Origin of the sequence: Amorphoplanes digitatis, assembly GCF_014205335.1 — a bacterium.
In the GTDB taxonomy this organism is placed as follows: Bacteria; Actinomycetota; Actinomycetes; order Mycobacteriales; family Micromonosporaceae; genus Actinoplanes; species Actinoplanes digitatus.
Map to the genome: position 1 here is coordinate 7,476,116 of NZ_JACHNH010000001.1, position 17,762 is coordinate 7,493,877.

Below are 17,762 nucleotides of genomic sequence, written 5' to 3' on the forward strand. Positions count from 1 at the left end.
CGGCTGATCATGGTTCAGTCCGCCGGCGCCGGCCGGAGCCGTTCGTACCTATCGTCGGTACCCTCCGCCGCGCCGTCGACCAGAAGATCCACGTGCGCCGCGGTGGCATCCGACTCGAAGTGCTCGTCCTCGTTTGCGCGCCAGCGCTCAAGGTACGCCCGAAACGCAACATCGTCGCGCCCGTCACGGGCTATGGCACGCCGCCACCGCAGCTCGGGCGGCGCGGTCACCAGGACGGAGTACGAAAGCTCCGGCCGGATCACCCGCCGCGCGGCGGTCACGCCCTCCAGCAGTACGGCCGGACCGGGCTCGACGGTGACCGGGTCCGCGCCGAACTCCTCCCGGTGCCAGAGGTAGCGGCGGTAGGTGGCGGGCCGGCCGTGCCGCAGCGGATCGAGCACCTGTTCCTCGAGCCGCTCCCAGAAGGTGAACTGGTCGTCCCAGCCGTCGAGCAGATCGTCGGTGTGCACGACAGGGATGTCGGCAACCTTGGCCAGCCGTCCGGCGAACCGGCTCTTGCCGGCCCCGCTTGGCCCGTCGACGGCCACCAGCCGCACGGGACCGAGCCGGGGCTCGGTGGCGAGAATCCGCTCGGCCAGGGCCGCATAGGTCTCGGCGCTCATCCGGTGCCCGGATCCTCGCCCGCACCGGTGCGGGGGTGCGGGGTGGCTCCCCCGGCGGCGGCCGGGGCGCCCGGCGGGATGAACGGAAAGTCGTTCGGCGGACCCGTTTCGATGAGACGCCAGAGCGCATCCGTGTCGAGGTGCTCCTCCACCAGGTCACCGAGCACGTCGAGCGCGCGTTCGCGTACCTGTGCGAATTGGGTGTCCGGCGCGACCACGAAGCCGGTCCGGCCCGCCTGCCGGGCCGCCTCGGTCAGGAACCGGCGGCGGAACTCGTCCGACTCGAAGGCGCCGTGCCAGTGTGTGCCGCAGACCGCCCCGACGACCGCGCCCTCCGGTGCGCCGTCGGAGTACCGCATCAGCGGCTCGGGGTCGCCCGCCGACACGTACCCGTGATGGATCTCGTAGCCGCTGACCGGGACCTGCCCCCAGGCCGCGCCCCGCGACCGGGCCAGGGTCTTCCGCTCGCCGAACGTGATGTCGACCGGCAGCAGGCCGAGGCCGGCGACGGTGCCGAGACGGCTCTCGACGTCGTCGTGGATGGTGCCGGCGAGCATCTGGAAGCCACCGCAGATCCCGACGAGCGGCTTGCCCGCCGCGGCGTGCGCGCGGATCGTGTCGGCGAGGCCGGTCTCGCGCAGCCAGGCCAGATCACTGACCGTCGCCTTGGAACCGGGCAGCACGACCAGGTCGGCGTCGGCGATCTCGGCGGGCTCGATGGTCAGGCGAACCTGGACACCCGGCTCGGTGGCGAGGGCCTCGGCGTCGGTGGCGTTGGAGATGCGCGGCAGGCGGACCACCGCGACCCGCAACCACTCGGTGCCGCGCGGCGCGGCGGGCCGGCCGAGCACCCGCCCGTACGCCAGGGAGTCCTCGGCGTCCAGCCACACGTCCAGGTTGAACGGCAGCACGCCGTGCACGGGCCGCCCCGTGGCGGCGGTGATCATGTCGAGCCCCGGTTGCAGCAGGCCCGCGTCACCGCGGAACTTGTTGATGACGAATCCGCTGACCAACGCCTGATCCTCGGCGCTGAGCAGCGCGACCGTGCCGAACAGCGCGGCGAAGACCCCGCCCCGGTCGATGTCGCCGACCACGATCGCCGGCAGCCCCGCGTGCCGGGCCAGGCCCATGTTGACGAAGTCGCCGTCCCGCAGGTTGATCTCGGCGGGGCTGCCCGCCCCTTCGCAGATCACCGCGTCGTACTCGGCGCGCAACTCCGCCAGCGTCGCGTGCGCGGCCTCGGCGAGGCGCGGCCGCAGGGACCGGTAGTTGCCCGCGGTCACGGTGTCGACGGCCTGGCCGAGCAGCACGACCTGGCTGGAGTAGTCGCTGCCGGGCTTGAGCAGCACCGGGTTGAAGCGGATGTCCGCCGCGATCCCGCACGCGGCGGCCTGCATGGCCTGTGCACGCCCGATCTCGCCGCCGCGCCCGTCGGCGCCGACCACGACGACGGAGTTGTTGGACATGTTCTGCGCCTTGAACGGGGCGACCTTGACGCCGCGGCGGTGCAGCCACCGGCAGATCCCGGCGGTGAGCACGCTCTTGCCCGCGTCCGAGGTGGTCCCCGCGACCAGCAGCCCGCCGCTCATGCCATCGCCTCCGCCGGCGCTACGGCGATGACATGCGTCGGGCGCGGAGCCGATGATTCGCTCGCAAGCTCGCTCATCGGCGCACCAGGCCGGATCGGAGCAGCGCGACGCCCGCGGCGAGCGCAACGGCGCCGACGCCGACGGCGCCGGAGATCCGAGCCGCGCGGCGCAGATCGCCGGCGGACGGCCGCGGTCCGTCACCCAGCAACGGCCGGGTCTCGGTACGTCCGAAGTAGACGTTGCGCCCACCCAGCCGTACGCCGAGCGCGCCTGCCATCGCGGACTCGCACTGCCCGGCGTTGGGACTGGGGTGGTCGTTACGGTCCCGGCGCCACACCCGGAGTGCCTCGGCGCTCTCACCCCGCGCCAGCGGTGCGGCGGCGATCGTGAGCAGCCCGGTGAGCCGGGCGGGCAACAGGTTGAGCACGTCATCGAGGCGCGCCGACGGGGTGCCGAACCGGGCGTACCGCGAAGACCGGTGCCCGACCATCGCGTCGAGGGTGTTTGCGGCCCGGTAGCCGAGCAGCCCGGGCAGGCCGAGCAGCCCGCCCCAGAGCAGCGGCGCGACCACCGCGTCGGAGGTGTTCTCGGCGACCGATTCGACGGTGGCGCGGGCGAGTTCGGGCTCGTCGAGGGCCGAGGGATCGCGGCCGCAGAGGTGGCTGAGCCGCCCCCGCGCGGCGAGCAGGTCGGCCTGCTCGAGGTGCCTGGCCATCACGGCGGACTCGCGACGCAGCGTGCGCCCGCCGAGCACGGTCCAGGTCGCGGCGGCGACCAGCGCGGCCCGGGCCACGGGCCGCCGCCGGGTCACCGCGGCGGCGGCAAGCCCGGCCGCGACCGGAACACCGACCGCCACGGCGGTGAACGCCGCCCCGGCGCGGCGCTTCGGCGCGTAGAGGCGACGTTCCAGCACGCCGGCGGCCCGGCCGAAGCCGGCAACGGGGTGCAGGCGCCGGGGGTCACCGAACGCCGCGTCCAGGGCATAGCCCGCGAGCAGCCCGACGGCATCGGCAGCGCCGGCACCCGGCCTCAGGATCCGCATTCGCCCAGTTCCTCCCACTCGCCCACCCTAGTAACCCCATCCCCCGGCCATCCGGTCCACCCACACTTCTCCCCTCCCCTGGCACCACACCGCGTGCGGCCGACGCCCCGGGCGACCGGCTTCAGGCACCCGCACCCACATGCCGGCCAACACCTGGCGTCAGACCAGTTCCGGGCACCGCGCCGCGTGTCCGGCCGACACCCTGGCAGCCGGGGTTCCGAGCACCCGCGCCGTGTGCCAGGCCCGCACGGCGAGGTGGCCGGCGACCTGGACCGGCCCGGCCACGCGGAGAGCCCTATCGGCTGACTCCGGCATCGCGACGCGTGCCGGCCGCCGCCCCGGCGATGTGGAGCGACGGCCGGCCGACGCCGCCCGGCCCGCGCGGGCGCGGTTCCGCCGTGCTGGGCGGACGCGCCTCTCCGGGCGGGGAGCGCCCCAGGCGCGGGCCGGGCGGCCCGGATGGCGGGTGGGTGCCGACCACCGAACACCCACCCGCCGGGCCGGTCGTTCTCGACGCTCACCCCAGGGCGCCGGATCGACCGGGTCGGCGAGCGGCGGCGGAGGACGGGGAACCTTCCGCCGCCGCGGTTCAGGGCCCGGCCGCCGTCGAACGGCGACGGCCGGGCCGCCGGCGGCAGTCAGCGCCGCGCGGCAGGGGGCTGGGCGAGCGGCGCCCGCCACCCGGGCGCCCACCCGCCGGACCGATGGACCTCGCGCTGGCCCCCGGCGAGGCCCATCGGCCGGCCGGCCCTCGGCCATCCACACCCACAACCGGTGCGCACCGCCCGAACTCCCACGCGATGGCGGCCGCGGAGGTCGGCGCCAAGCGACAGGTTTGTCGGCCGGATGGATGGAAGGGAGGGCCGGTCCGGCGCCGCCGCTGCGGAACCCACGGGGGAACTCCGGTCCCGCAGCGGCGGCAGCTCAGAAGACCTCAGGCGGGCACAGGCTGCCGTCGGCTGCTACGACCACGGCCCGCGCGTCGCCCGCCGCCGCCCTCGCCCGCGGCCTCCACCTCGGGCTCACCAGAAGGATCGAGCCCTCTCGACGGCCCAAGCTCCCCCAGGCCGCCGACCTCGCCCGAAGACCCGGCCACACCCGAAGACCCGGCCACATCCGACGACCCAGGCACACCCGAAGACCCGGCCACATCCGACGACCCAGGCACACCCGAAGACCCGGCCACATCCGACGACCCAGGCACATCTGAAGACCTGGGCACATCCGAGGACCTGGGCTCATCTGACGACCCCGGCTCGTCGATCGGCGGGATCGCCATGTCGATGTCGAACGGCTCGAGAGTGCCGCCGCGCATGGTCAGCCCCGCCGGGACGTCCTCGAACGTCGGCTCGTCGCCGTCGAGGACGCCCTCTCCGTACACGGTCGGGGCTTCCTCGTCGGAGACCGGCTCCGCCGCCTCGCCGCGAACCTGCCCGTCCGCCTCCATGTTCTCCACCGTGCTCGTCGCGGCGGCCGGCTTGTTGCGGAGGAAACGGCCGCGGCCGCGGGCCAGGTCGTGACCGACCGACACCGCCTCCATCTCGTACGTGGTGCGCAGGTTGCCGTCGGCATCGGTCCAGTCGCGGGTGAACAGGCGACCCGCCACGACGATCGGGTCGCCGACCGTCACCGAGGACGCCACGCCCTCGGCGAGACGGCGCCAACAGTTGACCCGTACACGGAATTGGTTGCCGTCGACCCAGCGGCCGGTCTCCCGATCCAGCCGCCGCGCGGTCGACGCCACCCGGAAGTTGGCGACCAGCGCGTTGGTGCTGGTGGTGCGGCGCCACTCCGGCGCAGTCAGGACATTTCCGACGACAACGACGTTCGTCTCGAACACTGCTTCTCCTTCGACGTGGGGAATCTGGGAAGCAGCGTGCAGTGAATGCCCGGATGTCCGCTTCGAAAGCCCTGCTGGGCTGTGGACAACGGCAGAATGTGGAAAACCACTGAAGATCGGTCGGCTTTGGTATAGCGCCAAGAACCCTACGCGTGGGTAACCTAGCGGCGTGGAGACCGACGTCCTGGGCCTGCCGTACGAGCGACACACCATCGACCTGGGCACCGACGACGAGGGCGCAGTCATCGCGACCCTCGTCCGCCGCCGCGGGGACACCCCGTCGCGCCGCGCGGTGCTCTACGTGCACGGATTCGTGGACTACTTCTTCCAGACCCACCTGGCCGACTTCTTCGTCGAACGGGGCTGGGACTTCTACGCGCTCGACCTACGCAAGTACGGCCGCAGCCTGCTCGAGCACCAGACGCCCAACTTCTGCCGCAGCCTCACCGACTACTACCCGGAACTGGACGAGGCGGTCCGGATCATCCGCGAGGTGGACGGCCACGACCAGCTGCTGGTCGCCGGCCACTCCACCGGCGGCCTGGTCACGTCGCTCTGGGCACACTCCCGCAGCGGTCAGGGCCTCGTCGACGGCCTGTTCCTGAACAGCCCGTTCTTCGACTTCAATGTGCCGTGGCTGCTACGCAGGCCACTGATGAAGATCGTCGGCCGGGCCGGCCGCAGGCCTTACCGGGCGGTGCCCGTCCCCACCCTCGGCCTGTACGGACAGAGTCTGCACAGCGATTACCGTGGCGAGTGGACGTACGACCTCGCGTGGAAGCCGCTGAACGGCTTTCCCGTGCGTACGGGATGGCTCGAGGCGATCCGGCGCGGCCAGGCCCGCCTGCGCGCCGGGCTGTCCATCGACGCACCTGTGCTCGTAGCCTGCTCCACCCGGACCTTCCGCGGCCGCGACTGGACCGAGGATGTCCGGGTCTCCGACGCGGTCCTGGACGTGGAACACATCGTGCGCTGGGCGCCGCGCCTCGGACCACGGGTGATGATCGCCCGATTCGACGGCGGCCTGCACGACCTCACGCTCTCCGGCAAGGACGTCCGCACGGAGGTCTTCCGCGAGCTGGGCAGATGGGTGGACGCGTTCGTCCCGCCGCAGGGCACGCCGGAGGTCTCGGTACCGCCCGCCCCGGAGGACAAAGCGGACGTGGCGACTCACTGACATCCCGCTCGACCGGGCGGCGGCGAAACTCTAGTATGTGCAGGCCAGCCCACCCTGTGGGCAGGTCAGGCGCTCGTAGCTCAGCGGATAGAGCAACGGACTTCTAATCCGTCGGTCGCAGGTTCGAATCCTGCCGGGCGCGCCATGACTTCGATCTACCAGGGCGAGCGCATCTGACGATGCTCTACCTCAAGCCCCGATTACCTGTTTTGTTACCTACTTTGGCGTTCCTGCGTCAGAGGAACGCCGCGACCGCCGCCTTGTCGCCCATGAGGTCACGGCCAAGGTACACGCGTGCGGTCATGGCCGGATCGGTGTGACCGAGTTGGTCGGCGATCTTCGCGATCGGTACGCCGGACTGGTCGAGGATCGTCGCGACCGTACGGCGAAGGGTGTGCGGCGTAGCCCAACGGAACCCGCTGCCGAGGAAGATGCGAGCGAGCGCCTTGGCGGAGTTGCTCTGGTCCCACAACCGCTCCGGCTCGTTCAGGTGGTGCGGAGAGCTGAAGACCAACCCGTTGGTCCCCAACCGCTCCGCCCGCACCTTCAGCCGCCCGTTAAGCCAGGGAGGAAGATTCAGCCTCCGGTCCGAACCGCGCGTCTTGGTGCCGCGCACGTGAACCGTTCCGGCCTCCAGATCGAGGTCATCCCAGCGAACAGCCCTCGCCTCGTTGATCCGTACGCCGGTTCCGGCCATGAACGCCATCAGGTCCGCGACAGCTTCACGCTTCCGCCGGGTGCGGGGATTGATTGTTTCCGACAGCGTGAGCTTGTCCGCGTAGGCGATGACGTGGTCTCGCTCGTCCCTGGTCAACGCGCGGGTGGTGTCACGTTCCCGAACCGGCGTCTTGACGACCTGCGCCTTGACCGCCCGGATCTGGCGAAGCGCGTTGGTCGCCAACGTGCCGTTGTCGATCGCGAACCCGAAGATGCCGGACAACACACTCCGACTGATCTTCGACGCCCCGGTCCCGTGCTTGTCCGCCACCGCCTGGAGGAACGCCCGGAGACGCTGCGGATCGTTCGTCTGCGCGAGCGTCAGGCCACGGATGCTTGAACCTGGAACGTCGATGTAGCGAGTGAAAGTCCGGCCGTAGTCGAGAATGGTCCGTGGGCTCAGACCGGAGTCGGTACGCCTGATCTGAGCAAGCCACAGCTCGCCTGCCGCCGTCAGCTTCATGCCCGAGGTCATCTCGACGTGACCGCGTTCACGCTCTGCCAAGGCTGCCTCAACGGCTTGGATGGCCGCCCGCTTCGTCGATGCGAACCGGGACACCTCCTTCACGACTCCGTCATAGCCCCGGTAGTAGCAACGAGCTCGCCAACGGTCCGCACGACGAGGCGTCGGCGCTCGCTTCCACTTGCCCGCCTCGTCCCGCACCTGCGGGCTCGCTTCGATCTCCCCGTTTTCACCGAGGCCAAGCGCTCGCCTGCTCATGCATCACCTTCCATCTCAGCTATCTGGGCATCGATCAACGCGTCAGCGTCTGGCGACCACGCCGGGTTGAGCAGCTTCATCGCCTTGTCGGTCATCCCGCCACCGGCTTCACCCGGCTTGACCGCAGTGAGCAGGCCCCGCCGTCGCGCTTCCGCGATGCGGTTTGCCCAGGTGCCGCTCACTCCGCCGTGCTGGGCGGCAAGCGTCTTGGCGGGTGCGCGGTCGCCGTCTTGAACCAGGAATGCGTACTCAAGAGCGAGGCCGGCATACGCCACATCGTCACGAGCCTGCCGCCCACGCGCGTCCTCCAGGAACGGCGCTAGACGGGTCGCAGACGGGCTGATCAAGCGCAGGCCAGGAACGCCCTCACGGGCTCCGAGCTGAGCACTCAGCGCCTTCCTGGAGGCGGCCAGCAGTTCGCCGATGGGCATCGCACGGATGGTCTTGCTCGACATGGCCGGGGTGTCGGCCTCAACGGCTTGCCGGACGGCGAACTCAACCGGTCGCCATTCTCCGAAGGTGTCGCCCGACGCCGTCAGCCGGAACGCTACGAGCCAGTCCTGGTGACCGTCGTCGTGACGATGGACCGTGAGCGCTTCCTGTCCGCTCGCATCGAGCCAGACGGCCGACCCAGCGGACTCCGGTGCCATCGCCAACGCCTCGCTCACGTTGGAGGGGGTTCTACTCATGATCACGAGATTACCAGATATCGACAACCCGCCATAACCGTTATGGCTTGTTGGCACCTTCACTATCTCCCGCTAAACTTCGTCGTGGATCACCCAGGCTCAGCCCAGACACCCAGAGGAGAGACATGCGTACATCCATCCGCTCGTTCACCAACGGGAGTTCCGCCGCGTGTCACAGCAACACACCACCCACCTCACCCCGGCCCACCTGGCGCTCCGCTGGTCCGTAACCGCCGGGCATCTCGCGAACCAGCGGAGCGCCGGCATCGGACCCACCTACCTCAAACTGGGCGGACGCATTCTCTATCGACTCATCGACATCGAGGCCTACGAAGAGCAGGCGCTTGTGGCGGGAGTCAGCGCGTGACCGATCCGTACCGCAAGATCGTGTTCGCGGGAGGCAGCCCCTGGGCAGCCTTCTCGCAGAACGAGATGTACAAGTTGGCCGGAGAGCCGAGCACCGGACCGCTCCACATCCGTGTTCTGTTCGCCGCCATGGGCAAGATGAACGCCCTCGGCCATGCCGAACTCCGGGTCGGCGAGCTTGCCCGAATCCTGGGCAATGTCACCGACGCCGGCGAGGTGTTGGCCTGCCGCCGCGACAGCGTCTCAGCAGCCATCAGGGAGGCCAAGAGTCGCGGTCTCATCGCCCCGGAGTCGAAGGCCCGTTGCCTCGTGCTTCGTCATCACATCTTCCAGAAGTCGACGAAGGATCGGTGGCGGTGCTCAGTCCACGACCTTGAATGACCTGAGCTGAGTCCCCAACTTTCCGAGCAAACGTCGGCCTGCTGAACCAACACGATTGGTCACCAGCAACAACCCAAAACGCTGTGAGCTGGGAAAACGTCAGCGGCTTCTCTACTCTCTCTCAACGGCAGAACAGACGAGCGGCGAAGTCTCGGGATGCCAGCTATCTCGGGGCTGCGCCCCGAATCAGGAAAGTCTCAACATCGAGGGCTCCGCCCTCGCCTTGGTTGACCTCAACCTGGACACCGCGCCCTCAGCGGTCAGCGCACACCTGGCGGCAGGACCAGCCGATCGAGGACTCCATGTGTTCCCATGCACACCGCGCACAACGGCATGGACGCGTCGTCGTACACGACTGTCGATTCTTCGTACCGATGTGGCGGGTACTGCACCGTCTCCACCACGCCGCGACTCTGCAACGTGAAGTGGTAGCAGTTGTGCATCCTGCCGTTCGGGTAGGTGTGAGCAATGGCCGGAGTGATCATCGGGATCAAGGTCATGCCTCGCCTGCGGAGAGTCTCCACGTCGGGGCACGATTCAGAGTGCACGAGCACGGCCGGCGGATACTCCCGTTTCTCCGTCATGCTCAGCGTCCGTTCGGGAGGACTACGCCCGCGTCCCAGGCCGTCACGATGGCCTTCACGGCATCGTCTTGGGTATACCTACCCAGAAGGTCCCCGCTGGTTCCGGGACGTCTCACGTAGGCGCTCCATCGGTCGCCGATGCTGGCATGTATCCAGCCGATGTAATCGCCGTCTCGCTCGACGGAGTAGCCGCCCATGACACTCACCTTGAGGACGACGCCGGGCGAGACCTCACGCTTCGCGGGCGAGACGCGGCGCTCCACTGTTCACCTCCCCGCAGGCGAGACAGGCCAGGCTTGTCCCGCAACCGGGACACCACTTGTTCTTGGCCTTCAAGCTGAGCACGCCGCCGACGAACCCGACGACCAGCGAGGCCACTGCGACTACCAACACCATGGGTCACATCCCTCATTGGCAACAGGGATAGACGCTAGGTAAGCGAGATCTCACGGGTCCACGAAGTTGCGAATAGTTGCGTCAGCCCAACTCGCTCGCAACTCGGGTGATCAAGTCCCTGGCCGACCTCCCGTACAGAGCGACCTGATGCAGGTTCTCGAACATCCGCCCATACAGTTCGATCTCACTGGGCTGGGTGACCTCGATGCTCGCCGTGGGCGTCTCCAAGGCCACGAGTTGGTTGTCGAACATCCAGAAGCCCGCCGACGGTACGGCTCCTCGCTCGACCATCAGCGGGATCACACCGAGCGCCACGGTCGGCAACGACATGACGGTCAGCAGGCGATCGAGCTGGTTTGCCTGGGTGTCAGCGTCGCCGAACCAGATGCGCAACGCCTGCTCCTCCAGGACGACGGCGAACCGTCTACCTCGTTGGTAGAGGATCCTCTGGCGCTCCATCCTGACGGCGACCGCCTCCTCCAGGTCGTTGGGAGCATCGAGGAAGCGGCTCCAAAACGACAGCATGGCTGCGCAGTAGTCGGGCGTTTGGAAAAGTCCGGGAATCACATTGTGCTCGTAGATCCGGAACAGGCTCGTCTCCTCGTAGAGCGTGGGAGCACGGATGCCCAACACCCGCTTCATCCCAGCCCGCGCCTGCCGACGGAACTCCACGTACGCCGATTCGACGGCCCGAAGCGTCGCGAGGAGGTCGGGAATCTCGGCATCCGCCCCGCAGGCTCGGCACCAGTCCCGGATGTCCTCGGAGGTCGGCTGCTGAACACCGTTCTCCAGCTTGCTCACCCTCGTGTAGTGCTGACCCGTTGCAGCAGCCAGCGCCCGCCCCGTGAGTCCAGCGTCTCTGCGGATCTCACGGAGTCGGGCGCCAAGCGCCTGTTGCGCTTGCTTGCCGGAGCTACTTGGGTTCGTAGTCACGATGCGGGATCGCGAGCTTCCACACCGCGTCGAAGGCGGATCGGCAGAGGTTGACGTCAGTAGGGTCGGTCGAGGCCTCCATGCCGGCGTTCAGTCCACCGCCGGTGTAGAGCAGGAAGACCACAAGCCGATCATCGAATAAGTAGAAGTCATTACCTGGTAGAGCCAGCGATGACACCAGCGAGCGGGGAGTCCAGCGGATGTCCTCACCAGCGTCGACCATAGGGTCGGCGATGCTGAAGCTCCATCGCTGGTAGTCGCTCAGCGGCTCAGAAATAACTCGCGCCCGACGGACGGTCTTACCCGCGGCCACATGGCTCCGCAGGGTGGCGCACCAGTCGTCAAGCCAGCGCAGGTCATCCGGTTCCTGAGCCGCCCACTTGGCCATGTACGGAATCTCGATCTCGGTTCCGTAGGCGTCACGCGTCTCCAGGTGGTCTGACGACCTCTCGAAGGTGCGGAGCAGGCGGTCAAACTCCGCCTCATCCAGCGACGCCACGGCCCTCCTCGGTGAAGAACTGGATCATCCTGTCAGGGATCTCGACCACAGACTCTCCCTCCGGAATGTCCATCTCCGCCAGCGCTTCGGGATCGGTCACCACGAAGCCCTGTACCAGCCAGCTACCCCGGTCAGTCCGGTAGAGCGTTGGCGAGTTCGTCGGGTTGGAGTTCGGGTCCTTGGCTACGAAGGTTAGGCGCACGGCCAACTCCCTGTCTCGAAGGTTGCGAGGTGTTGCGCGCTCTCCATCGTGAATGCATCACTACGCACCGTCAAGTCTTCAGGATCGGCTATCACGTTTTGGCGACGACTCTGAAACCGTGGCGGGTTTCAAGGTGCTATCACGCGGCGGTCTCCCTAGAACGCCCGAAAGGGTCATACCCCCACCAGGCAAATCTTCTACGAGGAACTTTCATCCGCAACCGCATCTAGCCATTCCACGGGAATGAGCTTCTCACCATCGCGCCAGTTGTGCACGACCGAACGGTCAAACCATTCATCAGGTTCGTCGGCGTGATCTATAACAATCACCTGAAGTCTGCCCTCAAGAGATTCCACCACATCGAAAATCAACTTAAAAAGGCGCTTTACGGCTTCCGGATCCGCGTCCCGTGTTTGCGCTCCTGCCCGTGCGGCCGACGGGTAATAAGCTTGACTCGGTTGATCGAGAATTAAAAATCTTGGTATCGGACGGCTCTGACGCACGAAATACTTATGCAAAGCAAGATGCGTAACGAGGTGGTAGCCGACCCAGTTTGCCCCACTGCCAATCCTAAACAGCGGCGCGGGGCCCTCCTCAGTATCCGCGACGACCGTGAGCCGGGACAGCTCTAAACGAACATTCTCACTTGAGTGCTCCAGACGTAGGTACCTAGCGTAGGAAGTCATGTCTCGACTGATAGCCAACAACCTTGATGTCAGCTCTTCCCGGTCTTGATCATCATCCAGTTCAGCTTCAAGTGCCAGCACCCTACGCTCAGCGTCAAGCAGTCTGGAACGGAGAATGATCATCTCTCGCTCATCGAGCGCTTCGATCCTAGCCAGCGAAGCATCAATGCGCCCTCGCGTGAAGTCGACGGCACTGACCGGAACATCTTCGTTGATTCGGGCGGAGTTAAGAAGTCCTTCCAGCGCGCCATCGACAGCGGAGATCTCGTCCCTCAGACGACTAACCTCCGCTTCCAAGCGTTCAATAGCGCCCCGTCGCGCAGGCGGCGCAGCTCTTAGATCACCAAGCTGACTCCGCAGGAAACGAAGGCTGTGCCCGAGATCCACATTCGTACGATCTCGGCCATCCATCAAGGAGCTGTTGCACGCAGGGCAAATGCTTGCCTGCTCCGATACAGAATGTTCACCAGCTTCGTCATCAGGCGGCAAAAGGTCGAGGAGACCTAAGCTTTGCAGGCGCCCCACCTGCAACTCGACGGCATTGCGATAGCCGCTTTGCCCATCTTGCTGGTCGAGAAGGAGCGCTCGATCAGACATCACCTTCTTCAGCAGTCGATGCAATTCACGGCTACGCCGTTCGAGTGCCAAACGACGATCCTGCTGATCCGTATCAGGCAATGGCGCAGGTTCGGTAAGAGGACGAACGCGCGCCAGTTGGAGCAAGAGGATCATGGCGGCGCGGTCGTCAGGCAGCGTGGACTCACCCACCAACCCCACGCTTGAAGCCTCATTGAGTAGTGCCCGGAGCTCAGCATCGAGGTTCGCGCTTCTGAGTTCAGCCGCCCGGACCTGAGCTTCCAGCCGGCTCAATGCGCGGCGCGCGTCCCTCAGCTGAGCATGCTTGACCGCCTGATCCTGAGGAACCGCCCCTAGGAAGTAGGGAAAAGCGTCGCGAATCGAGTCCGCGATTGCTCTGTCACTGGCTCGATGAAAGAGCGCTTGCGAGCTGTCAATCTCATCTTGATCTTGAAGGCAAAGCAAAGCTGCTTGCCCCATGCCGACTTCGAAAGCTCGACGAAGAGACCCCGGCGGAGGCTCCGCAAGATGCTCCTCGATTCCGATCCTCCGACTAAGCTGCTGCCGGAGAGAGGTCGAATCCGTGTTGGGTGCCAGATCCTCAAAGTCGGGAACATCGAGATCGCTTCCGAATTCAAGCATGGCGACCGTTGAGGAAGCCCTTCCAGGAGCAGGAGCCGGGCGGCCGACGAAAGCTCTCCCCCCGTCGAGTTGCCACAGCGCCCCGTACCAAGCCACCGTCGCGAACTCGCGGCCGATGGGAACCATGATCTCGTCGCGCCCCAGGCAGTAGTCCGTGATTGCTACTAGAGCGCTTTTACCAGTCTGCGACTCGCCTGTAACGATGTTGAGAGCACCCGGCTTGAAGCCGACGACCCTCTTCTGACCGCGTCTGCTGTAGAGAACAATCGCCAAGAGCTGCACGGTAACTAGGGTGTCACACCCAGCAGTGCAAAGGCTGTAGCCGGCTGGTCCAATTTGGTCAGCCACCTGCCGACGAGTCCAGCGGCACGGATTAACGCGGACAAGTCACCGCTAGCGTGCTCCGGTCGCGCGCTCTCCGACAGCGCTCCTCTGAGCCCGCCATCTTGATCAATCTCGAAGACCTCATGCCGCAGGCCGAACCGGATACCCTCCTGCACCGGGCCAACCAGCTCGCGCGCCCTGGCCGGGAAACCAGCGATGATCACGGCATGACTGCTCACCCAGTTGGCCATGTGGGTTCGGGTATCTCGCGGTAATACCTCCCGAGTGCTCCGGTGAAGCACCAATGGGGCAACCAAGAAGGACATGTACCAAGGCATGTAGTGCCCGGACCGACGCTGGTACTCCTCTGCGGCCGCCGCCGCAAGTGCGGCGAATAGGGCAGGATTTAGCATTACCGCGGGTATAGAGGGTCGCAGAGCCCACGCCGGCGCATCAACCTCCGAATGCGTCACAATTACACCTAGCGCTAAGCCTGCGATTGACGAGCCGTCGAGATCAGTAGATTTTCCATCAAAGACTGGAAGTCAGGATGCCATCCCAAGCTGCCACGGTCAGCTAGTTCATGCCTTTTACCACGCGCGAAGAAGGCATCATTGTACTTCGGGCGAACACTCACGGACGTCGAGTCTCTCAACTGACGGAGCAAGTTCTTGCCAACTGCGATCTTGTCGTCATCGCTAGCATTCTCGCCGAGGTCCTCAACCATGTCTGCGAAATGACGCCCCCACTCGTCACGCAATTCCTCCTCGAATCGTTTGAGTTCATGCAGTCCAATTAGATCGTCGTCCACCCAATCAACGGTTTGCTCAACAGCTCGATAATAGTCGATTATTGCTTTACGGAGATTGATCGAATTACACCGGACCCAGCGCAATTGATGCACGAACGGACTATTTTCGTGCGCGAGAAGCACGCCCTCCGTATCAACGTCTGCCAACTCCACCGTAGTTGGCAGATCATCATCTCCGAAGCGGTTGCGAATGCCGGCAATTTCGGCCCTCGCAGCCGCCGCAGTGATCCCCGAACGCCTCCCCTGAAGCATGTCTAAGGAAACTCCATGCCACCACTTCCATACCAGCCCCATGAACATGTCCTCATGGTCAGTAGGTAGGGCGTTCCACAGCGCCTTACGAAGCTCCGCCTCAACATCGCCGATTCGAGGAGCTCCGTCAAGAACGAAAATTCTTTCCACGAACGCGCCACGTTCCGCAGGAGTCAGAGCCAGGTACTTTTCCCGAGCTTTTTTGGTAACCTCGTTGGTCGATTCCGCCGCAGCCTTATCGAGTCGGCGCAGCGCTTCGTCGGCTTTCCTACGCTCATCAGGACGAAGGAGACCAGCAGCGCTATCGTCCGCCGCAACACTTGTCGACACCAGACCTAGCCTTGGCCCGTGTGAATCCCCGGGGCTACCAGCATTGATCCAAACAAGAACCGTCTTCCAAAGGTCTTTGTCTTTATCGCCCAGGCCCGCATTGGAGTTCAGATGATGTTTGGTCTGTAGAAGCTCGCGAGGCGTCCCGCCTTCGTCCCAAGCAACGTCGTCGTGCATTTCGAGGCTGATTGCGAGATCCGGTCGATCAGGGCCACGCCTGATCAACTCAAGCAGGCACCAATCCGCCTGGTAGAGGTAGCCCACCATGCTTCCAGAGGCGTTGTGCTCCCCGGACGACATGTAACCCAGTCTGCACCCTAACGACCGGCCAGGTCCAGGAACCTTGATGCCGCAGCATGTTGTCGCGATCTTAGCCCGGGTCAGGTCTGGCTGACTCATCTGCGGGACGGCCGTCACGCAGCCCGGCTAACAGCAAGACCCGCCAGGAACTTGCTGGACGATCCTACGGAAGCAGCGATCCGCGCCGTCGCGGTCTATGTGCAAGGTCTGAGGCGTGACTGGAAAAGCCTGCTGGAACGTGATCGGCTATGTACTAGTCGGCTACGTACTAGGACCCGTCGGCCCGACCGCCGACCCTCGCCGCGGTCACCGCCGGGCTCACGCCTGCCCTTCAGCGCCGGACCGGTCGAGGGCAGCGTCAACCAGATTAAGACGATCAAGCGGCAGATGTACGGCCCAGCCGGCTTCGATCTACTTCGTAAGCGAGTCTTGTTCGCCTGACTAACATTGCCGGATACCGCCGAGGCAGGAAGGACGCCGGGGCCCAGGCAGCTTCGAGGCGGAGGGCTTACACCTCGACCCAGTTCATCAGCGTGGAAGTTTGCCATGCTCGCAGAAGTAGCGAACTGCTTCGACCGCGTCCGCTATCGGCACCGCAGCCGATGGAGGAAACTCCGACCAGTGCCCGTAGTAGTGGAACACCACGAGGTCGACGACGCGGTTGCAACGCGACTGCGAACGCTGCAACAACGTGCGCGTTTGTCCACTCGACGCTTGCGAGCGCTGTGCCCGACGTTACCGACGTTGTTACCCATGATCCGCATCATCGCTGATGAACTGACATGATCTTGGCTGACTCGACCACTGGACCGCAGCGACCTTCTGGCTGCTCAGGGTGATGGTCGGTGAAGCACGATGATCAGGCGCACCCGGCGGATCTCCTACTCCGTCGGTCGCAGGTTCGAATCCTGCCGGGCGCGCCAGCTCACCGCATCGATCGCCGATCACGGATCCGCCTTTCGGGCTTCCGTGCCCGATGCTCGGTTGGTGCCCAGCTTGTCGAGGTGCTTCGCGACCTGGACGTCCCGCTCATCGATCGGCCGGGCGTAGTGCCTGGTCGTGACGCTCGCATTGGCCTGCCCGAGCCTACGAGCGGCCGTCATCACGCCGTGCGAGTCGGCCACCCAGCTCCCATGCGTCGCCAGTCACCCTCGGGAGTCCGAGGCAGCCGAACACGCCGACATGGCGACATGGCGACATGGCGACATGGCGACATGGCGACATGGCGACATGGCGACACCGGGATCATGTCCTTGTCCACCGCCGAGGCCATGATCTGAGACAGCAGCCGATAGCTCTGCCGAACCCGCTCGGCGCCGACCCGGCCCGCGATATCCCCGGCCCATTCCCTAACGGCGCCGTTCGGTGTGCCCTACCTTGCCGTCGCATGCGACAGTGACGGGCATGGATAACCGATTCCGCAAGCTGCCGCCGCGGATCGAACCTCTCTACGAGACACAGGACGTCTCCGACCCGCCGCCTTTGCCCGAGGTGCAGCAGACGAGCTGGTTGTCGCCGGCAGGCACCGTAGCAGGCTACGAGCAGTTGGCTGACGCCTTCGCCCACCAGCCCGCGCAACATAGATGGCGTCGCAGAGTGTTGGTGGCACTCTTCGCTACCCTGCTCCTGGGTGCGCTCGTAGCTGGGCTGTTCAGCGAGATCCGCACCTAGCCCCACGCGGTACGAGCTGCACGGGATCAGCCCGGACGCTGGTGCCCAAGTCCACTCACGGCGAAGGCCGATCACGGCCAGTCCCGATCCCTGACCACAGATCTCCAAACCCCATCTCAGCCCGCCGGTCGGCCACGGGTGAGTTTGTCACCCTCATCTCCGAGTCGGGTTCAGCAGGCATCACTTCAGCCAGCCAGCTTCGCTCGGCACCGCCACCGGTTCGAGACCGGCCGCCGAGGCGGACGACGGCGCGCGGCGAGACGGCCGCCGCGCAGCAGGCGGCCAACTTGGACAGTCGTGGCGCGCGGCGCATGGCACCTCCGGCCACATTAGTCGGCATCGATTGCGTTGAGTTGCTGCGGCATGACTGACCCGTGACACATCCGGCCGCCACACATCGACTATCGTCAA

At 65.9% G+C, this 17,762-nt stretch carries 19 protein-coding genes and 1 tRNA gene; 5 read left to right on the forward strand and 15 right to left on the reverse strand.

The window, feature by feature from the left end; genetic code table 11:
- Positions 1-14: 14 nt before the first annotated feature.
- From BJ971_RS32790 to BJ971_RS32805, 4 genes are all read right to left on the reverse strand, one after another.
- Positions 15-623, reverse strand: a complete 609-nt coding sequence (locus tag BJ971_RS32790) for a uridine kinase family protein (RefSeq protein ID WP_184997022.1) — start codon at positions 621-623, stop codon at positions 15-17.
- Positions 620-2,212: a cobyric acid synthase gene (locus tag BJ971_RS32795; RefSeq protein WP_184997024.1), complete on the reverse strand. Its 1,593-nt coding sequence runs from the start codon at positions 2,210-2,212 to the stop codon at positions 620-622. The genes BJ971_RS32790 and BJ971_RS32795 overlap by 4 nt, the downstream gene beginning before the upstream one ends.
- A gap of 73 nt (positions 2,213-2,285) precedes the next feature.
- Entirely contained in the window at positions 2,286-3,254 is a 969-nt protein-coding gene (locus BJ971_RS32800; RefSeq protein WP_184997027.1) for a cobalamin biosynthesis protein, read from the reverse strand.
- Between the two features lie 934 nt (positions 3,255-4,188).
- Positions 4,189-5,094, reverse strand: a complete 906-nt coding sequence (locus BJ971_RS32805; RefSeq protein ID WP_184999231.1) for a single-stranded DNA-binding protein — start codon at positions 5,092-5,094, stop codon at positions 4,189-4,191.
- A gap of 169 nt (positions 5,095-5,263) precedes the next feature.
- On the opposite strand from BJ971_RS32805, the gene BJ971_RS32810 reads away from it, so the two are divergent.
- Together BJ971_RS32810 and BJ971_RS32815 are read left to right on the forward strand one after the other, a co-directional pair.
- Positions 5,264-6,271, forward strand: coding sequence for an alpha/beta hydrolase (locus BJ971_RS32810; protein WP_184997029.1), 1,008 nt, complete (start codon positions 5,264-5,266; stop codon positions 6,269-6,271).
- Between the two features lie 69 nt (positions 6,272-6,340).
- Positions 6,341-6,416, forward strand: a tRNA-Arg gene (locus BJ971_RS32815).
- 90 nt (positions 6,417-6,506) lie between these two features.
- Here the strand turns inward: BJ971_RS32815 and BJ971_RS32820 are convergent.
- Both BJ971_RS32820 and BJ971_RS32825 read right to left on the reverse strand, forming a co-directional pair.
- Positions 6,507-7,709 (reverse strand): tyrosine-type recombinase/integrase, encoded by a 1,203-nt coding sequence (locus tag BJ971_RS32820; RefSeq protein WP_184997031.1) that lies wholly within the window; start codon positions 7,707-7,709, stop codon positions 6,507-6,509.
- A complete protein-coding gene (locus tag BJ971_RS32825) occupies positions 7,706-8,398 on the reverse strand; it encodes a hypothetical protein (protein WP_184997034.1) in 693 nt (230 codons plus the stop codon). The genes BJ971_RS32820 and BJ971_RS32825 overlap by 4 nt, the downstream gene beginning before the upstream one ends.
- Before the next feature lie 169 nt (positions 8,399-8,567).
- On the opposite strand from BJ971_RS32825, the gene BJ971_RS32830 reads away from it, so the two are divergent.
- Both BJ971_RS32830 and BJ971_RS32835 read left to right on the forward strand, forming a co-directional pair.
- The gene (locus BJ971_RS32830; protein ID WP_203709778.1) at positions 8,568-8,765 is read left to right on the forward strand and encodes a hypothetical protein; all 198 of its coding nucleotides are present in this window, start codon (positions 8,568-8,570) and stop codon (positions 8,763-8,765) included.
- Complete coding sequence (locus BJ971_RS32835) at positions 8,762-9,145, forward strand: hypothetical protein (RefSeq protein WP_184997036.1); 384 nt, start codon at positions 8,762-8,764, stop codon at positions 9,143-9,145. Before BJ971_RS32830 ends, BJ971_RS32835 begins: the two co-directional genes overlap by 4 nt.
- Positions 9,146-9,405: 260 nt before the next feature.
- On the opposite strand, the gene BJ971_RS32840 is transcribed toward BJ971_RS32835, so the two are convergent.
- The 9 genes from BJ971_RS32840 to BJ971_RS42570 all read right to left on the reverse strand — a co-directional run bounded on the left by BJ971_RS32840 (position 9,406) and on the right by BJ971_RS42570 (position 16,370).
- On the reverse strand, positions 9,406-9,645 hold the full coding sequence (locus BJ971_RS32840) for a hypothetical protein (RefSeq protein ID WP_184997038.1): 240 nt from the start codon (positions 9,643-9,645) through the stop codon (positions 9,406-9,408).
- Between the two features lie 86 nt (positions 9,646-9,731).
- A complete protein-coding gene (locus BJ971_RS32845) occupies positions 9,732-9,992 on the reverse strand; it encodes a hypothetical protein (protein ID WP_184997040.1) in 261 nt (86 codons plus the stop codon).
- 214 nt (positions 9,993-10,206) lie between these two features.
- Positions 10,207-11,058 carry a helix-turn-helix domain-containing protein gene (locus BJ971_RS32850; RefSeq protein WP_184997042.1) on the reverse strand — a complete coding sequence of 284 codons (852 nt, stop codon included), beginning with the start codon at positions 11,056-11,058 and terminating at the stop codon, positions 10,207-10,209.
- Positions 11,039-11,557 carry a DUF6879 family protein gene (locus BJ971_RS32855; RefSeq protein WP_184997044.1) on the reverse strand — a complete coding sequence of 173 codons (519 nt, stop codon included), beginning with the start codon at positions 11,555-11,557 and terminating at the stop codon, positions 11,039-11,041. The genes BJ971_RS32850 and BJ971_RS32855 overlap by 20 nt, the downstream gene beginning before the upstream one ends.
- Complete coding sequence (locus BJ971_RS32860; protein WP_183227787.1) at positions 11,541-11,759, reverse strand: hypothetical protein; 219 nt, start codon at positions 11,757-11,759, stop codon at positions 11,541-11,543. Before BJ971_RS32860 ends, BJ971_RS32855 begins: the two co-directional genes overlap by 17 nt.
- Positions 11,760-11,956: 197 nt before the next feature.
- The gene (locus tag BJ971_RS32865; RefSeq protein ID WP_184997046.1) at positions 11,957-13,945 is read right to left on the reverse strand and encodes a DUF3732 domain-containing protein; all 1,989 of its coding nucleotides are present in this window, start codon (positions 13,943-13,945) and stop codon (positions 11,957-11,959) included.
- Positions 13,946-13,950: 5 nt separating this feature from the next.
- Positions 13,951-14,460, reverse strand: a complete 510-nt coding sequence (locus tag BJ971_RS32870; RefSeq protein WP_275411419.1) for a three component ABC system middle component — start codon at positions 14,458-14,460, stop codon at positions 13,951-13,953.
- Between the two features lie 14 nt (positions 14,461-14,474).
- Positions 14,475-15,680, reverse strand: a complete 1,206-nt coding sequence (locus BJ971_RS32875; protein WP_184997051.1) for an ABC-three component system protein — start codon at positions 15,678-15,680, stop codon at positions 14,475-14,477.
- A 528-nt stretch (positions 15,681-16,208) separates the two neighbouring features.
- Positions 16,209-16,370 (reverse strand): Imm1 family immunity protein, encoded by a 162-nt coding sequence (locus BJ971_RS42570; RefSeq protein WP_184997052.1) that lies wholly within the window; start codon positions 16,368-16,370, stop codon positions 16,209-16,211.
- Between the two features lie 714 nt (positions 16,371-17,084).
- Between BJ971_RS42570 and BJ971_RS32890 the strand changes: the two genes are divergently transcribed.
- Entirely contained in the window at positions 17,085-17,351 is a 267-nt protein-coding gene (locus BJ971_RS32890; protein WP_184997053.1) for a hypothetical protein, read from the forward strand.
- Positions 17,352-17,762: the final 411 nt, after the last annotated feature.

Bases quoted from the DNA above. Each gene is read 5' to 3' on its own strand.
- BJ971_RS32840 (WP_184997038.1), bottom strand. From the start codon at position 9,645: ATGACCTTGATCCCGATGATCACTCCGGCCATTGCTCACACCTACCCG.
- BJ971_RS32875 (WP_184997051.1), bottom strand. From the start codon at position 15,680: ATGTCGTCCGGGGAGCACAACGCCTCTGGAAGCATGGTGGGCTACCTC.
- BJ971_RS32790 (WP_184997022.1), bottom strand. From the start codon at position 623: ATGAGCGCCGAGACCTATGCGGCCCTGGCCGAGCGGATTCTCGCCACC.
- BJ971_RS32825 (WP_184997034.1), bottom strand. From the start codon at position 8,398: ATGAGTAGAACCCCCTCCAACGTGAGCGAGGCGTTGGCGATGGCACCG.
- BJ971_RS32795 (WP_184997024.1), bottom strand. From the start codon at position 2,212: ATGAGCGGCGGGCTGCTGGTCGCGGGGACCACCTCGGACGCGGGCAAG.
- BJ971_RS32890 (WP_184997053.1), top strand. From the start codon at position 17,085: ATGGATAACCGATTCCGCAAGCTGCCGCCGCGGATCGAACCTCTCTAC.
- BJ971_RS32800 (WP_184997027.1), bottom strand. From the start codon at position 3,254: ATGCGGATCCTGAGGCCGGGTGCCGGCGCTGCCGATGCCGTCGGGCTG.
- BJ971_RS32820 (WP_184997031.1), bottom strand. From the start codon at position 7,709: ATGAGCAGGCGAGCGCTTGGCCTCGGTGAAAACGGGGAGATCGAAGCG.